This window comes from Bowmanella denitrificans (assembly GCF_039522935.1).
Classification (GTDB): Bacteria; Pseudomonadota; Gammaproteobacteria; order Enterobacterales; family Alteromonadaceae; genus Bowmanella; species Bowmanella denitrificans.
The window spans coordinates 83,000-103,114 of the sequence record NZ_BAAAEI010000010.1; the positions used below are offsets into that span (position 1 = coordinate 83,000).

The window sequence follows — 20,115 nt, forward strand, 5'->3', positions numbered from 1 at the left end:
GCTAGTCCTCCAAAACCACACAAGCGTCCGGTGTCCAGGACACAAAGACTTCCTGTTCCAATTCAAAAGGCAGTTCACGACGTCGGTCGTTGGTTTGGGTCACCTGAATAAACTGTTTATTGGGCAACAAAATATGATAAATGCTGTGCTGTCCAAGATAGGCCAAATCATCAATGATGCCCTTACCCCAATTGTATTGCTCTTCAGGCTGCTCTGCGCTGATGCGAATTTTTTCCGGCCTTACCGCCACACTGACCGGGCGGGTATTACCCGGACCACTGATACCGTGATCTATGTAGATAGGACGGGCCAGATTCGGCACATTAATGGTGACATAGGCGGGTTCTTCTTCGACGATCTCGCCGGCAAACAAATTAACCTCACCGATAAAATCCGCCACATAACGACAATTGGGGAATTCATAAATGTCATGGGGTGAGCCAATCTGCAGTATTTCCCCGGCATGCATGATGGCAATACGGTCGGCCATGGTCATGGCTTCTTCCTGATCATGGGTAACCATCACGCAGGTTACGCCCACGCGTTTGATGATATCCACCAGTTCTAACTGCATTTCGCCCCGTAGCTTTTTATCCAGGGCGCCCATGGGCTCATCCAATAGCAGCAACTTGGGGCGTTTGGCCAGGCTACGGGCCAGGGCGACACGCTGGCGCTGGCCACCAGACAATTGTGATGGCTTACGCTGGCGGAAGCCTGTCATTTGTACCAGCTTAAGCATCTCCTCCACCCGACTGGCGATATCTGCCTTACTGAGTTTGTCCTGCTGCAGTCCATAGGCAATGTTTTGCTCTACTGTCATATGCGGAAATAACGCATAGGACTGGAACATCATATTAAAGGGGCGACGATAAGGTTGAATCTGGGCAATGTCTTCGCCACTTAGCAGGATTTTCCCCTCTGTCGGTTTCTCGAAGCCGGACAACATGCGCAGCAAGGTGGATTTGCCACAGCCGGAGCCGCCCAGCAGGGCAAAGATTTCACCCTGATAAAATTGCAGGTTTACGTCACGCACGGCCAGATGACCGTCAAAGCTCTTACTCAGGTTTTTCAATTCCAGCAACACCGGGCTGGGCGTATTCGAGAGGTGTTTTAAGGTCATTGGTACTGGGATCCTTTATCGCATTCAATCAGGTCCGGGCCAGTTGGCCCGGACACATCCTGTGGCTATCTGCCGGCCTTCATTTCCGTCCACACTTTGTTGGTGGCACGGGAAACCTTGGCAGGGCGAACCTCAAAGGTGTAGAGCTTGGCCATAACGTCGGCCGGTGGGTAAATGGCTGGATTGCCGGTAATTTCAGGATCGACCATGCTGGTGGAGGTCTTGTTGCCATTGGGGTAGGACACATAGTCGCTGATGCCGGCAATCACCTCAGGCTCCATCAGGTAGTTAACAAAGTCGTAGGCGGCTTCCATCTGTTTGGCATCTGCCGGAATGGCCAGCATATCAAACCACATGGCAGCCCCTTCGTTGGGGATCACATAGCCGACCTGTACGCCATTACCTGCTTCGTCAGCACGGTCGGCGGCCTGAAACACATCACCGCTCCAGCCAACCGCCACGCAAATGTCACCATTGGCTAGGTCATTGATGTACTGAGATGAATGGAAATAACGAATATGTGGACGAACCTTTTTGAGCAGTTCACCGGCCTGTTCGATTTCCTTAGTGTCATTGGTGTTAGGATCCAGCCCCAGATAATGCAATGCTGCGGGTACAATTTCAGAAGCGGCATCCAGGGTCACAACACCGCATTCGGCCAGCTTTGCCACAATTTCAGGTTTGAAAATCATATCCCAGCTGTTGACCTGATAATCTTCGCCCAGGACCGCCTTAACCTTTTCCACGTTATAGCCGATGCCCGTGGTACCCCACAGATACGGAATGGCATATTCGTTACCTGGATCAACTTTTTCCAGTTTGGACATCAGCAGGGGATCCAGATGCTTCCAGTTGGGTAGCTTACTGCGATCCAGTTTGGCGAATACCCCCGCCTTAATCTGACGGCCCAGGAACTGTGCTGAAGGAACCACCACATCAAAGCCGGTATTGCCGGTCAGCAGTTTAGCTTCCACCACTTCATTAGAGTCAAACACATCATAGACCACTTTGTTGCCTGACTTCTGCTCGTAGTTGGCAATAGTGTCTTCGGCGATGTAGTCGCTCCAGTTATAGACATGCACTGTATCTGCCTGTGCCGCTGCGCAAACCGAACCGGCCAGCATGGAACCGGCCAGGAACCGCAATTTTGTTGTGAGTTTCATTGTTCTTCCTTTTTTCAAATTGGTTGGAGGTTTAGGTCAATCGTGCCGATTTCACTGTAGTCCAGCTTTGTTATTGTTTTAATTGGGCCTGGGCCAGATCCAGCGCTTGCCAGGCTCTTTCAGTTAAGTCCTTGATTTCATTGCGGTCAAGAATGAAGGGTGGGGCAATTATCATGGTATCGCCCGTGGCCCTCATCACCAGACCGGCTTGCAGGGACATGTCCCGGCAAACAGTACCGGCACGCCCATTGCCGGCAAATCGTTGCAAACTGGATTTATCCCTGACCAGCTCCAACGCGCCCACCAATCCCTTGCATCTGGCCTGCCCCACTATGGGGTGGTCGGCCAGGGGCAACCAAAAATCTCGCATGGCCTGACTCAATTCATTTTTAACTTTGTCGATGTGGCCTTCTGCCAGAATCTCTAAAGTGGCCAGCGCTGCCGCACAGGCAACCGGATGACCTGAATAGGTAAAGCCATGGGCCAGATCGTTGGTATGGGACAGTAGTGCTTCTGTCACCCTGTCCGATACCAACACACCGCCCAACGGAATAAAGCCATTGGTAATGCCTTTAGCAAACACAATAAAATCGGCTTGCAGGTCATAAAACTGACTGGCAAACCATTCACCTGTGCGTCCGAATCCAAAGATCACTTCGTCGACCACCAGTAGCACCTGATACTGTTGGCATATTTGCTGAACTCTTGGCCAGTAGCTGTCTGGTGGGATAATTACGCCGCCAGCACCTTGTATGGGTTCGGCAAAAAACGCCGCCACCTTGTCGGGGCCAAGTTCAAGAATTTTTTCTTCCAGTTGATTAGCTGCCCAGATGCCAAAAGCCTGTTCGTCAAGCTCGGTTTTATCCTGGCGGGCGCCAAACCAATAAGGCTGAGCGATGTGGTGAATATTCCCGAGGGGGTCAAACTGCTCATGCATAAAGCCCATGCCGCCAAGGCTGGCACCGCCAATTGTGCTGCCGTGATATGCATTGTGTCTGGCAATCACCGCCTTGCGCTGTGGTTTGCCTTTAGCGTCCCAGTAACGGTGAATAAGGCGCAGTACCGAATCATTGGCTTCTGAGCCCGAATTGGTAAAAAACACCTTATTCAGGTGCGCTGGGGCACGATGAGCGATAGCCGCAGCTAATTCTGTTGCCCTGGGATGGGTGCATTGAAAAAAAGTGTTGTAGTAGGGCAGTTCGTCTAACTGCGCTGCAATAGCCTGCTTAATACGTGGCTGGCTGTAACCCAGATTACAACACCACAGGCCGGACATGCCATCCAGCAGCCGATGCCCGTTCGCCTCAAAAATATAGGCTCCTTGTGCATGGCTGATAACTCTTGTGCCGTTACGATTAAGCTCGGTTTGATTGCTAAAGGGATGCAGGTGATGGGCTGCATCCTGGCGTTGCCATTGGGGTAAGGATGTCACGGCAAGATCCTCTTACTCTGGTAACAAGCATCAATAAACCCCTGCAAGATGCGGGCATTCTGCGGGTATTGGTGTGGCATCCACTCCGGGTGCCATTGCACTGCCAGTAAAAATCGCGATGCGGACCGGGAAAACGCCTCAATCAACCCGTCAGGTGCGGTCGCTTCAACCGTTAAACCCTGCCCCAGACTTTTTACGCCCTGCATATGGATAGAGTTAACCTCTATGCTGTGCTGATGTTCAAACCAATCCGCCAGCAGACCACCCTGACTCAATGAGACAGGGTGGGCCGGACCATACTGGATATCCAGCTCTGCGCTTTTATCTTCTCTGTGCTCTAACAGGCCTGCAACTTCGTGCAGACGATGGTGCAAGGTCCCACCAAAGTACACATTCAGTTCCTGAAAGCCCCGGCAGATGCCCAGAATGGGCATGTCCAGCGCCAGTGCCTTGTCAAATAATGCCCAGTTACTGGCATCCCGGTGTGGATCCCGTTCAGCATCATCGCCTTCCTGTTCAGATTCCCGGTAGTAGCTGGGATGCAGATTTGAGTATGAGCCGGTCAGCAAAATACCGTCAAGGCCTGACAACAGCGCAGTCTGGCTCACTTCAGGCAACTGATGAAACAGGGCTGGGATAATCATCGGCACCACCGCATGACTCCCCTGCAACAGGGCGCGAATATACTTGTCCCCGGCCTGATGATAGGCATGGGGGCCGCGTTGGATCATGTCGGCACAGACACCAATAAACAGAGTTGAGGCGTTTCGCACTTGTATGGCTCACTGAACAAAATATTGAAACGTTAGGTTCAAGCTATTGGAGTTAATTATAAAGTTCAAGTGGCAATCTGCTGATTTAGTGTGCAAAACAACAAAGCTTACTTTAACCAATCGTTAACAAAGCGTTGTTTTTCAGGCTGGAATGTCCAATATGCTTTATGTTTAACTGATATGAACACGAACAAGTGTTCAATATAATAAACGTCGGAGATGATCATGGAGTTAAGCTCCTTTCTTGTCAATTACCCGGATGTAGAAGTTTTTGACCTGATTCTGTCGGATTTAAACGGCGTGGCCCGCGGCAAAAGAATCAAACGGGACTCCATTGAGGCCGTGGTGGAGCAGGGCATGCATTTACCCTTCTCTGTGCTGGCATTGGATGCATCAGGAGAAACAGTGGAAGCCTCTGAACTGGGGCTGGAGATCGGTGAACCGGATCGCATCTGTTATGCCGATTTGAAGACCCTGGCCATTTGTCCCTGGCAAGCACAACCGGCCGCGCAGTTACTTTTTAGCATGTATGACTACGAAGGCCATCCAGTGATGATCGACCCACGCCATCAGGTCAGTCAGGCGGTAGCCTTGTTCAAAAAACTCAACATGCACCCGGTTGTTGCCGTGGAGCTGGAATTTTACTTAATTGATGCTGAGCGCACCGAAACCGGACATATCCAGCCACCCATTTCCCCTAAAACCGGCAAAAGAGAAGCCAATACCCAGTGTCACTCGATGCTGAATCTGGATGACTTTGCCGAGTTTCTGCTGGATGTGGATAATTGCTGCCAGGCCCAGGGGGTACCGGCCGATACTGCGGTTTCAGAGTACGCACCGGGACAGTTTGAAATCAATTTGCGTCATGGTGATGACCCACTGCTGGCATGTGATCACGCGATGATGCTTAAGCGCATTATTCATCAGGTGGCCGAGCAACACGGCATGCAGGCTACCTTTATGGCCAAGCCTTATGGCCATCTTGCCGGTAGCGGTTTGCATATCCATGCCAGCCTGGTAGATGAAGACGGCGAAAATCTGTTTGGCGAAGGGGAGCCGGAAGAAAACCCCTTATTACTGAATGCTGTGGCCGGTTTGCTGGACAGCATGCAGCAAAGTACGGCGTTTTTATGTCCGAATATTAATTCCTACCGGCGTATGCAGCCAAATCTGTATGTGCCCATGTATGTGAACTGGGGCGTGGACAATCGTACCGTGGCAGTGCGCATTCCTGCCGGTGAACCCCATAGCCGCCGGGTTGAACACAGAGTAGCCGGAGCGGATGCCAATCCTTATATTGCGATGGCGGCAATTCTGTTTGCCATGTATCATGGTATCTCCAACAAGCTCACCCCCCCTGCGCCGCAGGAAGGCAATACGTTCGAGTTCGACAATCCATCCTTACCAAGCCGTTTACCGGATGCGCTGACGCTGTTAAGTGAGTCAGCAGTCTTCAACCAGTATTTTGGGGCTGACTTTATCAAGGTCTACCGGGCCTGCAAGGAGCAGGAGCTGCTCAAGTTCGAACAAACCGTGACGCTCAAGGAATATGATTTTTATCTCAACACTCTTTGATGCAGATTTATGACCAACGCCAATTATTCGCTCTATCAGCCAGCTAACACATTTGTATTCGCGTCCAAAAGCAAAATGGATAAGGATACCGACGTGGTCATTGCCGGTGTGCCTTTTGACCTTGCTACCTCTGGTCGGCCGGGGGCGCGTTTTGCCCCTACCGCTATTCGCCAGGCGTCAGCCAACCTGGGATGGGAGCAGCGCCGCCATCCCTGGAAATTTTCACTGCGTCGTAAGCTGAAGGTCGCCGATGTGGGCGACGTCAATTTCTCTCATGGCGATGCTCCAGGGGCAATGCAGGCGGTGCGCGAGCATATTGCCAAGGTTATGGAGCTTGGCGCCATTCCCTTTACCTTTGGTGGCGACCACCTGGTCACTTTACCTGTCCTTCAGGCCATGGTGGCCAAACGCGGACCGGTTGCGTTGCTACATTTTGATGCGCACACCGATGATTATTCCGGCGGCAGTGAGTTTGACCATGGCAGCGTGTTTTATCATGCCAGGGAGCAGGGCTTGCTGTTAGACGGCAAAGTGATGCAACTGGGGATCCGTACAGACCACAGCAGTAAAACCCCCTTCGAGGTTATCCCCGCGGAAGCGTTGTGGCATGCCAGGGCGTTGGAAGTTGCTGAGCGGATTAAACAGACCATGGGGGATGCCCCTGCGTATCTGACCTTTGATATTGATTGTATTGATCCTGCCTTCGCACCAGGTACCGGCACGCCGGTGATCGGCGGAATCAGCCCGCACTTTATATTGGAGTTGTTACGCAATCTGCAGGGTCTCAACTGGGTAGGCATGGATATTGTTGAAGTGTGTCCGGCCTATGACCATAGCCAGATTACCAGTTTACTGGCGGCGACCCTGGCTACCGATATGTTGTATCTGCTGGCCAGCCAAAAAAATAGCTAAGGCAGGGATTGTGCCAGGGTATGCAGCATGCGCTTGAGTTCTTCAAGGGTTTTGCTGCCCCTGGGTTTTGACTGATTGACCACCACCAGCAACAGAGCATGACTGGTTTCATGGAAAGTCCGGCCAATACGCTGGCGTTCGCTGAGCGGCAGTGGTACCCCGAGTTTTTCAAGCCTGCTGGCCACATGATTAATCACCAATTCGTCATGTTGTTCGTCCAGCGTCATTAATTGTGGTATGGCGAACATACCCTGCACCAAATGCAGCAATCCACGCTGCTTCCTATACAACTGGTGCATATGATTGACAAACAGCTCAACAAACTCCTGCAAGGTGGCTGGGGAATAATGTTCATCCTGCGTCAGGGTATTGGCCATTTGTTGCAGCCAACGTTGCCCCATGGCATGCAAGATTGCTTCCTTATTAGGGAAATAGTGATACAGGGTACCGACCGAAATACCCACTTCTTCGGCAATGCGTATGGTGGTTAATGCCGCAGGTCCCAACTTTTCAAGCAATTCGCCAGCCACCTCCAGAATTTGCTCCTGACGGGCAATGGAGCGCTTCTGACTGGGTAAGTTTCTAGGCTGCAGGGGTTTGCTCACGCGGCTCAGTTTCCAAATTTATCGCGCATGGCATAGTAGAGCATACCTGCCACCAAGCCGGGGTATCGCAACCAGGTGCCGCCGGGAAACGTCGGGGTCGGGTAACTGGCCAAGGCATTAAAATCCTGAGGCTGCCCGGCAATGGCTTGATCTATTAATTTTCCGGCTAGCGTGGCCAATGCCAGACCATGCCCGGAGTAGCCCTGCGCAATATAAATACGATTGTCCAGACATTGAAAGTGAGGCATACGATTCAGGGTAATGGCCAGCGTACCGCCCCAGCCATGTTCAAGCTCCACCCCGGCTAATTGTGGGAAGATTTCTTCCAGATAGGGGCGCACAAAACCACGGATATCTGCCGGAAAGCGGGAAGAATAATTTTCGCCCCCGCCAAAAAGTAAGCGATGGTCAGCCGTAGTACGGTAATAATTGATCACAAACTTGGAGTCGGCCACAGCGACATTATCGCGGATAAGAGCCCGGGCCTGCTGTTCACCCAAAGGCTTAGTGGTGACGATAAAATTATTGATAGGCATGATTTTCCCGGCCACTTTCGGGAAAAGCTTACCCAGATAGCCATTGCAACCTAAAACCAACTTGTCAGCCTGGACTTGCCCCGCACTGGTCTGGATGTTCAGTCCTTGTTTAGTGCTGCGAATGCCGATCACCCGGCTTTTTTCACAGAGTATCGCGCCTGCTTGCTGGGCAAGCTGGGCCAGGGCCAGAGTAAAATTCAACGGATGCAGGTGACCAGCGCGCATATCCAATTCAGCCCCGTGGTAGCGCGGGCTGGCCAGCATGGTGGCTAATTCGTCTTTATCCACAAACCGCTTGTCGTGGTAGCCATATTCCTCGTTGAGCTTGCGCACATTGTCGCGCATGTGTCTGGCATGACTGGGTTTGAACGCGGTATGTAATATGCCGGGCACAAAGTCACAGTCAATTTTATGTTGATCAATCAGGTTACGCACCAGATCCACAGAATCCAATGCCAGTTGCCAAAGTTTACCGGCGGCGTCAGAGCCAACCTTGGCTTCCAGTTCGCTTTGATCCAACCGCTGTCCAGGGCTGACCTGGCCGCCATTACGTCCTGAGGCGCCGTAGCCGAGATGTTCGGCTTCCAATAGCATGCAGCTCAGCCCGCGTCTGGCGCAATGAAGTGCTGTGGATATACCGGTAAGCCCCCCACCTACAATACAGACATCGACGTTGTGCTGACCGTTTAGCGTCTGGCAGGGCACCTGGGTGTTAGCGCTTTGTAAGTAGTAAAGTTGCTTGTTGTCTTCCATCCCGGCCTCTAATGGTTGAGTAGCGCAGATACCGATATGGCGCAATTGTTAGCTTTTGACGTAAATTGTCATATTGTTAATTAGCGCTTTTTACCCTAGCATATCGAATAATAATTCGAAATAGAATTATAAGCACAATCTAACAGGTGATATATGGAAGATGTAAAGAAGTGGCTGTCCAGCCATCGCATCTCGGAAGTTGAATGTCTGGTGCCGGATATGACGGGCAATGCCCGAGGCAAATTTATTCCCGCCAAGAAGTTTATTAAACAGGAAAGCCGGCTACCTGAAAGCATACTGATTCAAACCGTAACCGGTGAATACACCAGCGAACACTACGATATTGTCAGTGAAACCGACTCGGATATGTTTCTGGAGCCTGATACCAGCACCATTCGCGAAGTGCCCTGGGCAGATGAGCGTACTGCTTTGATTATTCACGATTGTTATCTGTCCAGTGGTCAGCCCCATCCGTTGTCGACACGTAATGTTCTGAAAAAAATTCTGGCTTTGTATCAAAGTAGGGATTTGGTGCCTGTGGTGGCCCCAGAAGTGGAGTTTTTCCTGGTGGCACAAAATACCGATCCTGATTATGAGTTAACGCCACCAGTTGGACGCTCCGGTCGGCGTGAATCGGCTCGTCAAAGTTACAGCATCGATGCGGTTAATGAATTTGAGAAGATCATTGATCAGATGTACGACTACTGTGAAAAAATGGAGCTGGGCATTGATACCCTGATCCATGAATCTGGTGCGGCGCAATTTGAAGTGAATTTTTTACATGGCGATCCACTTAAACTGGCCGACGAAGTGTTCTTGTTCAAGCGGGTCGTGCGGGAGATAGCCCTGTCCAATGGTGTATATGCAACCTTTATGGCCAAGCCGATGCGCAGAGAGCCCGGTAGTTCCATGCATATCCACCAAAGCCTGGTGGACAGGAAAAGTGGCAACAATGCCTTTTCCACCAAAGACGGTAAATATTCCAGCTTGTTCTTCAATTACATTGCCGGTCTGCAGAAATATGGCCCCAGCGCGTTATGCTTCTTCGCACCCAATGTGAACTCTTATCGGCGTTTTACACCGGACAATTCTGCACCGATTAATTTTGACTGGGGGTATGACAACCGTACCACCGGACTGCGGGTGCCAGAGAGTGAACCGGATGGTTTCAGGGTGGAAAACCGTTTGCCCGGGTCTGACGCTAACCCTTACTTAGCTTTTGCTGCAACCCTGGCCTGCGGCTATTTGGGACTGACTGAAAACCTGCAACCGCAACAAGCTAATGAAGGCAATGCCTATACGCAGGAAATAGAAGTGGCGCGCAATCTGGAAGAAGCGCTACGTTTGCTGGATAAATGTGAGCCGCTGCGCAGCCTGTTGGGTGAAGACTTCAGTTATGCTTACAGTGCGGTGAAACGTAATGAATGTGAGGCGTTCAACGAAGTGATCAGCTCCTGGGAGCGTGAATTCTTGCTGTTGAATGTGTAATGGCGAAGAGCGTGGGGGCTTAGCTTCCCACGCCCTGCTTATTACATCTGTGACTGCAGATAGTTTGGCAGACCAATCAGTTTAATCAAACGAAGCTGCTGTTCCAGCCAATAGGCGTGGTCGTCCTCGGTATCTTTAAGCAAGCCGGTCAGCATATCGCGGCTGACATAGTCCTGCTCTTGCTCACATAATTTAATCGTATCTTTAAGCAGGCGTTGTACATCATATTCCAGGTTCAGGTCCGCCTGTAGCATTGCTGGAACGTCCTGACCAATATTCAGGCCATCGCGCTGGCTCATATCCGGCGTCCCTTCCAGAAACAAAATACGCTCAATCAACGCGGCTGCATGACCTTTTTCATCGTCAAACTCATGATCAATGCGCTCGAACAGTTTGTTCAGGCCAAAATCCTGGTACATACGTGAATGGATAAAATACTGGTCCATCGCAGTCAGCTCACTGGCGAGCAGGCGATTCAGGGCGTCGATGATTTGGGTATTACCTTTCATTTATATCTGTCCGTGCCGAAAAATCTGTGCCTAAGTGTAGTGGAATATCGAGTGTTTTGGAAATTATTCTTTAATATCAATGGATTATCTAATGAAATCAATTCTCGTTGGTACTTCGTTTTGTTACTCTGCTGCTAATTTGACCATTAAGCATTTGCCCGGACAGGAAAATGCGCTCGAATCTGCAAGTAAAAACTAATTTTTACGGTCTAATTGTTCAGAATCGCTGTTTGTTTATACGCTTTGTTGGTTAATTGAGCGAACGAATCAAGGTTTCATGAATATTTCATAATTGGGCTTGCGCACCCTTTTTGCCTATGTATAATACGCACCATCTTGAGACGGGGCGCTAAGCAAGACCCGCCAAGAACAGGTTACAGACGCGGGATGGAGCAGCCTGGTAGCTCGTTGGGCTCATAACCCAAAGGTCGTCGGTTCAAATCCGGCTCCCGCAACCAAATAGAAAGCCGACAAGTATTTGCTTGTCGGCTTTTTACTTTTCCGACTGCAACTTGATGAGGCCGAGTGCTATCGCCAGAGATTTGCCTTAACTTGCAAATCTTTGCCGTGAACCTTATACTTGCGCCTCGAAATCTGGACGGGCTCCCTCTTAGTAAAGAATAGTAACGTCCCGATTATCAGGGGAAGAAAACCTGAATTTGGTTTTCTCCATCGGATGTTGTTTATCAGGCATCCGGGTTGTCATAGACAACCAATACTTGGACTAGAATCCAGACCTGACAAGCCCCGTTAGAATCGGGGCTTTTTGTTAGTCTTGGTCCCCAAATCTGAGCAACGCTGTTACCGTTTTGGTCTGCATGTCGCTCGTTTTTGGCTACATAGATTGTCAGGGGAGAAATCCCCGAAAAATGTCTGGGCTTGATGCCCTTTTTTTGTTTTTGGAGCCTGGCTGTGTCAAAACTGGAACAAACATTGACTGAAATGCTAACCCCGGCAGTCGAAGCCTTGGGGTTTGAGTTACTTGGTATCGAGTTTGTACGGGCAGGTCGGCATTCCACGCTGCGAGTTTATATCGATCACCCGGATGGTATCTCGGTGGACAATTGTGCTGATGTGAGTCATCAGGTCAGTGCGGTGCTGGATGTGGAAGATCCTATCTCCACGGAGTACGACCTTGAAGTATCGTCTCCTGGTATGGACAGGCCATTATTTAAAGAAGCGCATTACCTCAAAGTAGTGGGCGAAACGGTATCTGTGCGGCTGCGTATGCCCATGGATAACAGAAGAAATTTCAAAGGCAAGGTGCTCAGTTGTGAAAACGGCACTCTGACCGTGGAAGTGGATGGCGTGTCCTATCAACTGGCCATCGCCAATATTGAGAAAGGTAATCTGGTTCCTAACTTCGACTAACGTCAAGTGGGTCTTAGTCAACAGGTCATCCAACTAGCAACGTGGAAGTTTTTGTGAGGCAACAGGGCAATGAATAAAGAAATTCTATTAGTGGCTGAAGCTGTATCCAATGAAAAACAAGTTCCCAGAGAGAAGATCTTTGAGGCATTGGAGTACGCGATCGCCAGCGCCACCAAGAAGAAAAATGAAGGTGAAATAGAAGTCCGGGTCAGTATCCATCGCGATACAGGGGATTTTGACACCTTCCGTCGCTGGAGAGTGACGCCGGATGATCAGCCTCAGGAAAACCCTTTTGCTGAAATTACCCTGTCTGCAGCACAAATTGATGAGCCTGATATTCAGGTCGGCGATTATGTAGAAGAGCAAATTGAATCCATTGTCTTTGACCGTATCACGACTCAGACCGCCAAGCAGGTGATCGTTCAGAAGGTCAGAGAAGCGGAACGTGCGCAGGTGCTGGCCGAATATGAAGACCGTGTGGGTGAACTGGTGACCGGCACGGTCAAGAAGGTCAACCGCGACAACATCATTATCGATTTGGGTAACAATGCCGAAGGGGTTATTTACCGTGAAGATATGCTGCCGCGTGAAACGTTCCGTCCGGGTGACCGCGTACGCGGCTTGTTATATGTGATTAAACCTGAAGCCCGTGGCGCCCAGTTATTTGTCAGCCGCTCTAAACCAGAAATGCTGGTAGAGCTGTTCCGCATTGAAGTACCGGAAATTGCCGAAGAAGTGCTGGAAATCAAGGCCGCTGCCCGCGACCCGGGTTCACGTGCCAAAATAGCGGTTAAAACCAACGACAAACGTCTGGATCCTGTTGGCGCCTGTGTGGGAATGCGGGGTTCAAGGGTACAGGCGGTATCTGGCGAGCTGGGCGGTGAACGTGTTGACATCGTACTGTGGGATGAGAATCCAGCCCAGTTTGTGATTAACGCTATGGCGCCTGCTGAAGTGGCTGCCATTGTAGTTGATGAAGACAACCGTACCATGGATGTGGCTGTGGAAGCCGACAACCTCGCTCAAGCTATCGGTCGCAGCGGTCAAAACGTACGTTTAGCCAGCCAATTGACAGGCTGGGAACTGAATGTGATGACGGTGGAAGATCTGAATGCCAAGCATGAGGAAGAAAATTCCAAAGTGTTACAGCGTTTTGTTAAGGGACTGGATATCGACGAGGACTTCGCTGCGGTGTTGGTGGAAGAAGGTTTCACCTCGCTAGAAGAAATTGCTTATGTACCTGTTGCTGAGCTGCTGTCCATTGAGGGGCTGGAAGAAGAAATGGTCGAAGAGCTGCGTGAACGAGCGCGTGCTGCATTGACGACTCAGGCGCTGGCAAATGAGGAATCACTGGAGAATGCCGAGCCTAAGGATGAGCTGTTAAACCTGCCTGGTATGGAAAGACATGTGGCCTTTATTCTGGCCAGTCGCGGCATTACTGACCTGGAAGGGTTGGCCGAGCAGGGTGTCGATGAAATCAGTGATATAGAGGAACTGGGCGAAGAAAAGGCGGCTGAGCTGATTATGGCTGCCCGCAATATCGTCTGGTTCAGTGAAGAGTAAGGTCAACGGGGGGAACTAGCACTCATGGCAGATGTATCCATTGAAAAGCTTGCCGGTGATATTGGCACATCGGTTGACCGCTTGGTTCAGCAGTTCGCAGATGCTGGCATTGAAAAGCGTGTAAACGATCAGGTAAATGAAGACGAAAAGCGTATCTTGCTGGACCACTTGAGTCGTCAGCATGGTGGTTCAGGCAATGCAGAACCAACACGCATGACGTTAAAACGCCGCACTACCAGCACATTGAGTATCAACACTGCAGGTAAGTCCAAGTCAGTGAAAGTGGAAGTCCGTAAGAAGCGTACTTACGTGAAGCGCAGTGAAACTGACGAAGCTCGTCTGGCAGAAGAAGAAGCCAGACGCCGCGCCGAAGAAGAAGCAGCACGCTTGGAAGAACAGCGTATTGCCGAGGAAGAAGCGCGTAAAGCGGCGGAAGAGCGAGCTCGTAAGGAAGCTGAAGCTAAGGCGAAAGCCGAGGCTGAGCGTGCAGAGCGTGAACGCCGCGAAGCCGAACAGCGTGAAAAAGAAACCAACCTGAGTGACGAAGAACGCGAAGAGCGTGAAAAAGCCCGTCAGGAAGCCGAGCAGATTCGGGTGGCTCAGGAAGAAGAGAACCAGAAGAAACTGGAAAAAGAAGCTAAGAAGGCGGCAGAAAAAGCCCGCAAGCTGGCTGAAGAAAACGAGCGTCGCTGGAAAGAAGAAGATGAGCGTCGCCGTCGTCGTGAATCAGAAGAGGTTCACCTGCATTCCAATCGTTACGCTCAGGAAGCGGAAGACGAAGAGGATATGCAATTCGAGCGCGGCGGACGCCGTCGCAAGTCCAAAAAGAAAAAGAACGCTGGCGCAGAGTTGATGCATGGCTTCAACAAACCTGCCCAGCCGGTGGAACGTGTGGTAAAGATAGGCGAAACAATTACGGTTGGTGAATTAGCCAACAAACTGGCCATAAAGGCTACCGAAGTGATCAAAGCCATGATGAAGATGGGTGAGATGGTCACGATTAATCAGGTATTAGACCAGGATACTGCCGTGTTGGTGGTAGAAGAAATGGGTCATAAATATGAGCTGGTTAATAACAATGCCCTGGAAGACGAACTGCTGGCGGAAGATACCACGTCTGACAAAACGACCCGTGCACCTGTGGTGACGATAATGGGTCACGTTGACCATGGTAAAACCTCATTGCTGGACTACATTCGTCGCGCCAAAGTGGCGGCCGGTGAGGCTGGTGGTATTACTCAGCATATCGGTGCCTACAGCGTAGAAACTGACCTGGGCAAGATCACCTTCCTGGATACACCTGGACACGCGGCCTTTACCGCAATGCGTGCCCGTGGTGCGACAGCCACCGATATCGTTATTCTGGTGGTGGCAGCCGATGACGGTGTGATGCCGCAAACCAAAGAGGCCGTGCAACATGCTAAGGCCGCTGGTGTTCCCCTGATTGTTGCCATCAACAAGATGGACAAGGAAAGTGCCGATCCGGATCGGGTAAAAACCGAACTGTCTCAGTTGGAAGTGATTTCTGAAGAATGGGGCGGTGAGCACCAGTTTGTTCCTGTATCTGCCAAAACCGGTATGGGTGTCGACAGTTTGCTGGAAGCGATTTCCCTGCAGGCTGAAGTACTCGAATTGAAGGCGGTACCTAAAGGTCCGGCTAAAGGCATAGTGATCGAATCACGCCTTGATAAAGGTCGTGGTCCTGTGGCCACAGTGCTGGTGCAGCAGGGCGAACTGAAAGCTGGTGACATCCTGTTGTGTGGATTCGAATATGGCCGTGTACGTGCCATGCGCGATGAACAGGGTAATGATGTCAAAGTGGCTGGTCCGTCTACACCGGTTGAAATTCTGGGTCTGTCTGGCGTACCCGCTGCCGGTGATGATGCCCGTGTCGTGCAGGACGAACGTAAGGCGCGTGAGGTTGCCAGTACCCGTCGTACCAAGCAGCGTGAACTGAAGTTGGCTAAACAGCAAAAAGCCAAACTGGAGAACATGTTTGCCGATATGGAAGCCGGTGAAGTCAGCGAATTGAACGTTGTACTGAAAGCTGACGTACAAGGCTCGGTCGAAGCTATCAGCGATTCATTGCTGAAACTGTCCACCGACGAAGTGAAAGTTAATATCGTCGGCAGTGGTGTGGGCGGTATTACTGAAACTGACGCCAGCCTGGCAGCGGCTTCCGGCGCCATTATCGTTGGCTTTAACGTCCGTGCTGATGCAACTGCGCGCCGGATGATTGAAAACGAAGAAATTGATTTGCGTTACTACAGCGTCATCTATGATCTGATTGATGAAGTGAAAGGTGCAATGAGCGGTATGCTTGCCCCTGAATTCAAGCAGGAGATCATTGGTCTGGCTGAAGTGCGTGACGTCTTCCGTTCACCCAAACTGGGTGCCATCGCCGGTTGTATGGTCACCGAAGGCACGGTGAAACGTAGCGCACCCATCCGCGTGCTGCGTGATAACGTGGTGATCTACGAAGGTGAACTGGAGTCACTGCGCCGCTTTAAAGACGACGTGTCTGAAGTACGTAACGGCATGGAGTGTGGTATCGGCGTGAAGAACTACAACGACGTGCGCGTAGGCGACCAAATCGAAGTTTTCGAAACTATCGAGATTAAACGGGAGATCTGATGACGGATGGGAGGCGCGTCCTCCCACCACATTAGTGACTATGTAGCGGAGGCCTGCCGAATGGTATTGAGCCTCCGTTGCTGTCTTTACGAGAGTAAAAACATGGCTAGAGAATTTTCAAGAACTGACCGAGTCGGTCAGCAAATCCATAAAGAAGTCGCCAGTATTCTGCAGAACGAGTTTAAGAATCGTGATCCGCGCCTTGGTCTGGTGACAGTTTCTGGCGCCGAAGTATCCAGGGATCTGTCCCATGCCAAAGTCTTTGTGACGTTTTTTGACACCGATGAAGCGAAAATCAAAGAACAGATGGCAATACTGGACGACAACAAGGGCTTTGTCCGATCCTTGTTATCAAAACGCATGAGTATGCGAACCGTTCCCGCGATTCGCTTTGTACAGGATGTGTCGATTACCGAGGGGATGCGTTTATCCAGCCTGTTGACGGAAACAGTGAATAAAGACAAAGAGCGAGCGCGCCAGGCCGGTCGGGACTTGGACGCAGAGGATAAGGAATAAGTGGCCAAACGTCGCAAAGGCCGTGCCGTAAACGGTATATTTTTGTTGAATAAGCCGCTGGGCGGTTCGTCTAATCAGGTTATGCAGCAGGTACGTTGGCTGTTTGGCGCGGCCAAGGCAGGACATACCGGAGCACTGGACCCTTTGGCAACCGGTATGCTGCCTATCTGTTTGGGGGAAGCCACCAAATTCTCGCAGTTCTTACTGGATGCAGATAAAACCTATCGGGTGACGGCTAAACTGGGGATTCGCACCAGCACATCGGATGCCGATGGCGAGGTTGTCGAAACCCGCCCTGTAAATGTTACTGAGGCGCAGGTTCATCAGGCTGTGATGGGCTTTAAAGGCAAAAGTAAACAAGTACCCTCCATGTTCTCTGCCTTAAAGTATCAGGGCAAACCCCTTTATTATTATGCCCGCCAGGGCATAGAGGTGCCGCGAGAAGCCAGGGATATTGAGATATTCGATATCCAAATCAGCCGCTTTGACAAGGATGAAGTGGATATGCAGGTGCATTGCTCCAAAGGCACTTATATCCGTTCATTAGTAGATGATCTGGGGCAGTTGCTGGGCTGTGGCGCTTATGTGACCATGCTGGATCGCGTGCAAGTCGCCAATTACCCGGTGGATAACATGATGGGCCTGGATGAACTGCAAGCGCTGGCGGAGGAGTGCAGGGATGGCGAAAGCGTGAATTACCAGGCTCTGGACGCGCTGCTTTTACCTATGGATACCGCGGTAGCTGCATTGCCAGCCGTTAGGGTAAAGACCGAGAAACTGGCGTACTTCAGCAATGGCAATCCCGTGCAAGCCGACACCGCAGATTTGACCGGACAGGTCAGAGCCTATGCTGAAGAGGATGGCCGTTTCCTTGGTGTGGCAGAAGTGGAACAGCCAGGGCGTTTGGCGCCCAGGCGATTAGTGGTGTACTGACAACTTTCTGCACAGCCGGGCAAGCGACCAACCTTGCCCTTTATCTGTAGCTTAACCAGCTTCCGGCGGCAGGCAAATCCACCTGAATATGATGTTTTTCCGCCTCGGCCAGTAATTTACTGATAGGTTCAAGGTAAAGGCCATAAGTGGTGTGATGGATAGGCAGCGTGTGCTCTGGGACCAATTGCTGAATCGCAGCAATACTATCGCTGGCATCCATGGATATTTTACCCAGCGGTCCGGTCGTGCCAACACCGCCCAGATGCGGTATAAATATATCCATATCGCCTTGTCGCTTCAGCTGTTCAACTAATGGCGCAGTGATAAAGGTATCCCCCGCCCAGTACAGGTTTTTGCTCCAGCTTTGGTGGCTGAAGGTTATCCAGTAGCCATTACCATGCCCCAGAAATGCTTGAATATCTGCATCCGTACTGTGCGCTGTTGGCATGGCAGTGATGCTGACCGCATAATCGCCTTCGTTGTAACGCCAGGTTTTGTTCCAGGGCATTTGCACATGCTGGGTAAAGCCCAATTCATTTAAAAGTGGTGTATCAACTGCTGGTGCCAACATCTTGAGTTGTCTGGACAAAGTCGCTCGCGCGCTTTGATCAAAATGATCTTCGTGGCTATGGCTGATTAATACCAGATCCAGGCCCTCTGCATCCCATTCCGGCAAAGCGACCAATCGGGCGTGGTTTTTGATATTCGGACCAATACTCAGATCAAACATTTCATTGGGGTCGCCCATCTTATAAGCCTGATGGCCTTCACCCAGCATGGGGTCTGTTAACAGTCTGATGGGGCCGAATTCAATCAGCATGGTCGGGCCGCCCAGCCACTGTATGTCCACAGAATCTGCATTCGTCTCGGCTGGGGCACATAGCGATGCGGTTAACAGCGCAGCGCTAAGTGTTTGGCTGCTAATGGTCTTGATACGGGTAAAAGCCATAGGATTTCCTTATTAGTTACAATGTGGAGGCAAGCATAAGGCCTTTTAAATTGTTGGGGAATATGAGACAAATTTGTCTTTGTGTATAAAGAGATTTGACAATGTTGGGGCTGGATACCATCAGAACCTTTGTTTTGGTTGCTGAATGCTTAAACTTTTCTGCTGCTGCGCGGCAGTTGCAACTTCCTCGTGCCACCGTTAGTGCCCGTATTCAGGAACTGGAAAGACGGCTGGGAGTCAGATTGTTGCGCCGTAACACCAGAAATATGTCTCTGACCCATGAAGGAGGGCAATATCTGATAGCCTGCCAACAGGCCCTGAGTACGCTGCAGACTGCCGAAGATAAATTACGTAATGATGGCCAACTCAGGGGCAGCATACGTTTGTCTCTGCCAGCGCTTTTACCTGATTCTTCTTTGCTCAGACAACTGGCGGCATTTTGCCACTTGAACTCAGAGGTATCTGTGGAACTGGTGGTCGATGATGCGCCTCTGGATTTCATCGAGCATCGTATTGATCTGGCAATTAGAGGGGGGCACCCAGTGAAAGACAACCTGGTGGCCAGAGAACTGGCTAGCTATCCCATAATACTGGTGGTAAATAAGCTACAGGCCCGGCAATGGTCAGATCCTTTGCCATCAAATATGTTGTTGGATCCATTAGCCAGAATGAAACCTGCACTTAGGTCGCCGCGTTTGCATTGCCAGGATCTGGGATATGCATTGCAACTATGCTTGAACGGTACGGCGCCAGCCTTATTACCTGAACCTTTGTGCCGAACGCATCTGCAATCAGGTGAATTGGTGCAGTTGCCATCACCATTCCCATTACCGGATTTGCCATTGTATCTGGTCTATGAGCCTCGCAGTCAATTGAGTCAGGCCGCGCAAGCATTAATCGACTGGTTGTTGTCTACAAAAGACTAATGGCCCTGTCTTGCTATTCCTAGCCGCATCGCTATAATACCGCCTCTTCCGACCCGCTGAATTAGTGATCGGCCGGTCCTAACTTAGGAGAAAATCATGTCACTAACTAAAGAAGAAACCGCAAACATCATCGCCGAGTACGGTGTGAAAGAAGGCGATACTGGTTCCCCAGAAGTGCAAGTTGCCCTGCTGACTGCCAATATCAACAAGCTGCAAGGTCACTTTGCGGATCATAAGAAAGATCACCATTCACGTCGCGGTCTGCTGCGTATGGTAAGTCAGCGTCGTAGCATGCTGGATTACCTGAAAGGCAAAAATCAGGACCGTTACCTGGATCTGATCAAGCGTCTGGGTCTG

Annotated in this window: 18 protein-coding genes and 1 tRNA gene; 11 read left to right on the top strand and 8 right to left on the bottom strand. The window is 50.8% G+C overall.

Annotated features, from left to right (window positions below; all coding sequences use genetic code 11):
* Window position 1: 1 nt before the first annotated feature.
* The 4 genes from ABD028_RS09920 to ABD028_RS09935 all read right to left on the bottom strand — a co-directional run bounded on the left by ABD028_RS09920 (window position 2) and on the right by ABD028_RS09935 (window position 4,488).
* Window positions 2-1,120, bottom strand: coding sequence for an ABC transporter ATP-binding protein (locus ABD028_RS09920; RefSeq protein WP_102795558.1), 1,119 nt, complete (start codon window positions 1,118-1,120; stop codon window positions 2-4).
* Between the two features lie 65 nt (window positions 1,121-1,185).
* A complete protein-coding gene (locus ABD028_RS09925; protein ID WP_102795557.1) occupies window positions 1,186-2,283 on the bottom strand; it encodes an extracellular solute-binding protein in 1,098 nt (365 codons plus the stop codon).
* A gap of 70 nt (window positions 2,284-2,353) precedes the next feature.
* The gene (locus tag ABD028_RS09930) at window positions 2,354-3,715 is read right to left on the bottom strand and encodes an aminotransferase (RefSeq protein ID WP_343844590.1); all 1,362 of its coding nucleotides are present in this window, start codon (window positions 3,713-3,715) and stop codon (window positions 2,354-2,356) included.
* Complete coding sequence (locus tag ABD028_RS09935; protein WP_343844592.1) at window positions 3,712-4,488, bottom strand: gamma-glutamyl-gamma-aminobutyrate hydrolase family protein; 777 nt, start codon at window positions 4,486-4,488, stop codon at window positions 3,712-3,714. Before ABD028_RS09935 ends, ABD028_RS09930 begins: the two co-directional genes overlap by 4 nt.
* Window positions 4,489-4,713: 225 nt before the next feature.
* Here ABD028_RS09935 and ABD028_RS09940 point away from each other — a divergent pair, with 225 nt between their 5' ends.
* Both ABD028_RS09940 and speB read left to right on the top strand, forming a co-directional pair.
* Window positions 4,714-6,063, top strand: coding sequence for a glutamine synthetase family protein (locus ABD028_RS09940; RefSeq protein ID WP_343844594.1), 1,350 nt, complete (start codon window positions 4,714-4,716; stop codon window positions 6,061-6,063).
* Window positions 6,064-6,072: 9 nt separating this feature from the next.
* Complete coding sequence (gene speB / locus ABD028_RS09945) at window positions 6,073-6,975, top strand: agmatinase (RefSeq protein ID WP_343844596.1); 903 nt, start codon at window positions 6,073-6,075, stop codon at window positions 6,973-6,975.
* Here speB and ABD028_RS09950 read toward each other — a convergent pair.
* Together ABD028_RS09950 and ABD028_RS09955 are read right to left on the bottom strand one after the other, a co-directional pair.
* Entirely contained in the window at window positions 6,972-7,580 is a 609-nt protein-coding gene (locus tag ABD028_RS09950) for a TetR/AcrR family transcriptional regulator (protein ID WP_343844598.1), read from the bottom strand. The genes speB and ABD028_RS09950 overlap by 4 nt on opposite strands.
* A gap of 5 nt (window positions 7,581-7,585) precedes the next feature.
* Window positions 7,586-8,869 (bottom strand): NAD(P)/FAD-dependent oxidoreductase, encoded by a 1,284-nt coding sequence (locus ABD028_RS09955; RefSeq protein ID WP_102795551.1) that lies wholly within the window; start codon window positions 8,867-8,869, stop codon window positions 7,586-7,588.
* A 153-nt stretch (window positions 8,870-9,022) separates the two neighbouring features.
* Between ABD028_RS09955 and ABD028_RS09960 the strand changes: the two genes are divergently transcribed.
* The gene (locus tag ABD028_RS09960; RefSeq protein ID WP_102795550.1) at window positions 9,023-10,357 is read left to right on the top strand and encodes a glutamine synthetase family protein; all 1,335 of its coding nucleotides are present in this window, start codon (window positions 9,023-9,025) and stop codon (window positions 10,355-10,357) included.
* 41 nt (window positions 10,358-10,398) lie between these two features.
* On the opposite strand, the gene bfr is transcribed toward ABD028_RS09960, so the two are convergent.
* Window positions 10,399-10,866 (bottom strand): bacterioferritin, encoded by a 468-nt coding sequence (bfr, locus tag ABD028_RS09965; protein WP_102795549.1) that lies wholly within the window; start codon window positions 10,864-10,866, stop codon window positions 10,399-10,401.
* Window positions 10,867-11,247: 381 nt separating this feature from the next.
* Between bfr and ABD028_RS09970 the strand changes: the two genes are divergently transcribed.
* From ABD028_RS09970 to truB, 6 genes are all read left to right on the top strand, one after another.
* Window positions 11,248-11,324: transfer RNA gene (locus tag ABD028_RS09970), tRNA-Met, on the top strand.
* A gap of 454 nt (window positions 11,325-11,778) precedes the next feature.
* A complete protein-coding gene (rimP, locus tag ABD028_RS09975) occupies window positions 11,779-12,237 on the top strand; it encodes a ribosome maturation factor RimP (protein WP_102795957.1) in 459 nt (152 codons plus the stop codon).
* Between the two features lie 69 nt (window positions 12,238-12,306).
* Window positions 12,307-13,800, top strand: a complete 1,494-nt coding sequence (gene nusA / locus ABD028_RS09980) for a transcription termination factor NusA (protein ID WP_102795548.1) — start codon at window positions 12,307-12,309, stop codon at window positions 13,798-13,800.
* Between the two features lie 24 nt (window positions 13,801-13,824).
* Window positions 13,825-16,434 carry a translation initiation factor IF-2 gene (gene infB / locus ABD028_RS09985; RefSeq protein WP_343844602.1) on the top strand — a complete coding sequence of 870 codons (2,610 nt, stop codon included), beginning with the start codon at window positions 13,825-13,827 and terminating at the stop codon, window positions 16,432-16,434.
* Window positions 16,435-16,536: 102 nt separating this feature from the next.
* Window positions 16,537-16,950, top strand: coding sequence for a 30S ribosome-binding factor RbfA (rbfA, locus tag ABD028_RS09990; protein WP_343844604.1), 414 nt, complete (start codon window positions 16,537-16,539; stop codon window positions 16,948-16,950).
* The gene (gene truB / locus ABD028_RS09995; RefSeq protein ID WP_102795545.1) at window positions 16,951-17,883 is read left to right on the top strand and encodes a tRNA pseudouridine(55) synthase TruB; all 933 of its coding nucleotides are present in this window, start codon (window positions 16,951-16,953) and stop codon (window positions 17,881-17,883) included.
* A gap of 40 nt (window positions 17,884-17,923) precedes the next feature.
* On the opposite strand, the gene ABD028_RS10000 is transcribed toward truB, so the two are convergent.
* Window positions 17,924-18,832, bottom strand: coding sequence for an MBL fold metallo-hydrolase (locus ABD028_RS10000; RefSeq protein WP_343844607.1), 909 nt, complete (start codon window positions 18,830-18,832; stop codon window positions 17,924-17,926).
* 101 nt (window positions 18,833-18,933) lie between these two features.
* Here ABD028_RS10000 and ABD028_RS10005 point away from each other — a divergent pair, with 101 nt between their 5' ends.
* Both ABD028_RS10005 and rpsO read left to right on the top strand, forming a co-directional pair.
* Complete coding sequence (locus ABD028_RS10005) at window positions 18,934-19,758, top strand: LysR family transcriptional regulator (RefSeq protein WP_343844609.1); 825 nt, start codon at window positions 18,934-18,936, stop codon at window positions 19,756-19,758.
* A gap of 96 nt (window positions 19,759-19,854) precedes the next feature.
* A partial coding sequence (gene rpsO, locus ABD028_RS10010) for a 30S ribosomal protein S15 (RefSeq protein WP_343844610.1) occupies window positions 19,855-20,115 on the top strand: 261 nt, incomplete at its 3' end.

What these genes read in the sequence shown, in the direction of transcription:
- ABD028_RS09955 (WP_102795551.1), bottom strand. Translation starts at nt 8,869, where the DNA reads ATGGAAGACAACAAGCAACTTTACTACTTACAAAGCGCTAACACCCAG.
- rbfA (WP_343844604.1), top strand. Translation starts at nt 16,537, where the DNA reads ATGGCTAGAGAATTTTCAAGAACTGACCGAGTCGGTCAGCAAATCCAT.
- ABD028_RS09925 (WP_102795557.1), bottom strand. Translation starts at nt 2,283, where the DNA reads ATGAAACTCACAACAAAATTGCGGTTCCTGGCCGGTTCCATGCTGGCC.
- ABD028_RS10005 (WP_343844609.1), top strand. Translation starts at nt 18,934, where the DNA reads ATGTTGGGGCTGGATACCATCAGAACCTTTGTTTTGGTTGCTGAATGC.
- speB (WP_343844596.1), top strand. Translation starts at nt 6,073, where the DNA reads ATGACCAACGCCAATTATTCGCTCTATCAGCCAGCTAACACATTTGTA.
- infB (WP_343844602.1), top strand. Translation starts at nt 13,825, where the DNA reads ATGGCAGATGTATCCATTGAAAAGCTTGCCGGTGATATTGGCACATCG.
- bfr (WP_102795549.1), bottom strand. Translation starts at nt 10,866, where the DNA reads ATGAAAGGTAATACCCAAATCATCGACGCCCTGAATCGCCTGCTCGCC.
- ABD028_RS09940 (WP_343844594.1), top strand. Translation starts at nt 4,714, where the DNA reads ATGGAGTTAAGCTCCTTTCTTGTCAATTACCCGGATGTAGAAGTTTTT.
- ABD028_RS09960 (WP_102795550.1), top strand. Translation starts at nt 9,023, where the DNA reads ATGGAAGATGTAAAGAAGTGGCTGTCCAGCCATCGCATCTCGGAAGTT.
- ABD028_RS09920 (WP_102795558.1), bottom strand. Translation starts at nt 1,120, where the DNA reads ATGACCTTAAAACACCTCTCGAATACGCCCAGCCCGGTGTTGCTGGAA.
- nusA (WP_102795548.1), top strand. Translation starts at nt 12,307, where the DNA reads ATGAATAAAGAAATTCTATTAGTGGCTGAAGCTGTATCCAATGAAAAA.
- ABD028_RS10000 (WP_343844607.1), bottom strand. Translation starts at nt 18,832, where the DNA reads ATGGCTTTTACCCGTATCAAGACCATTAGCAGCCAAACACTTAGCGCT.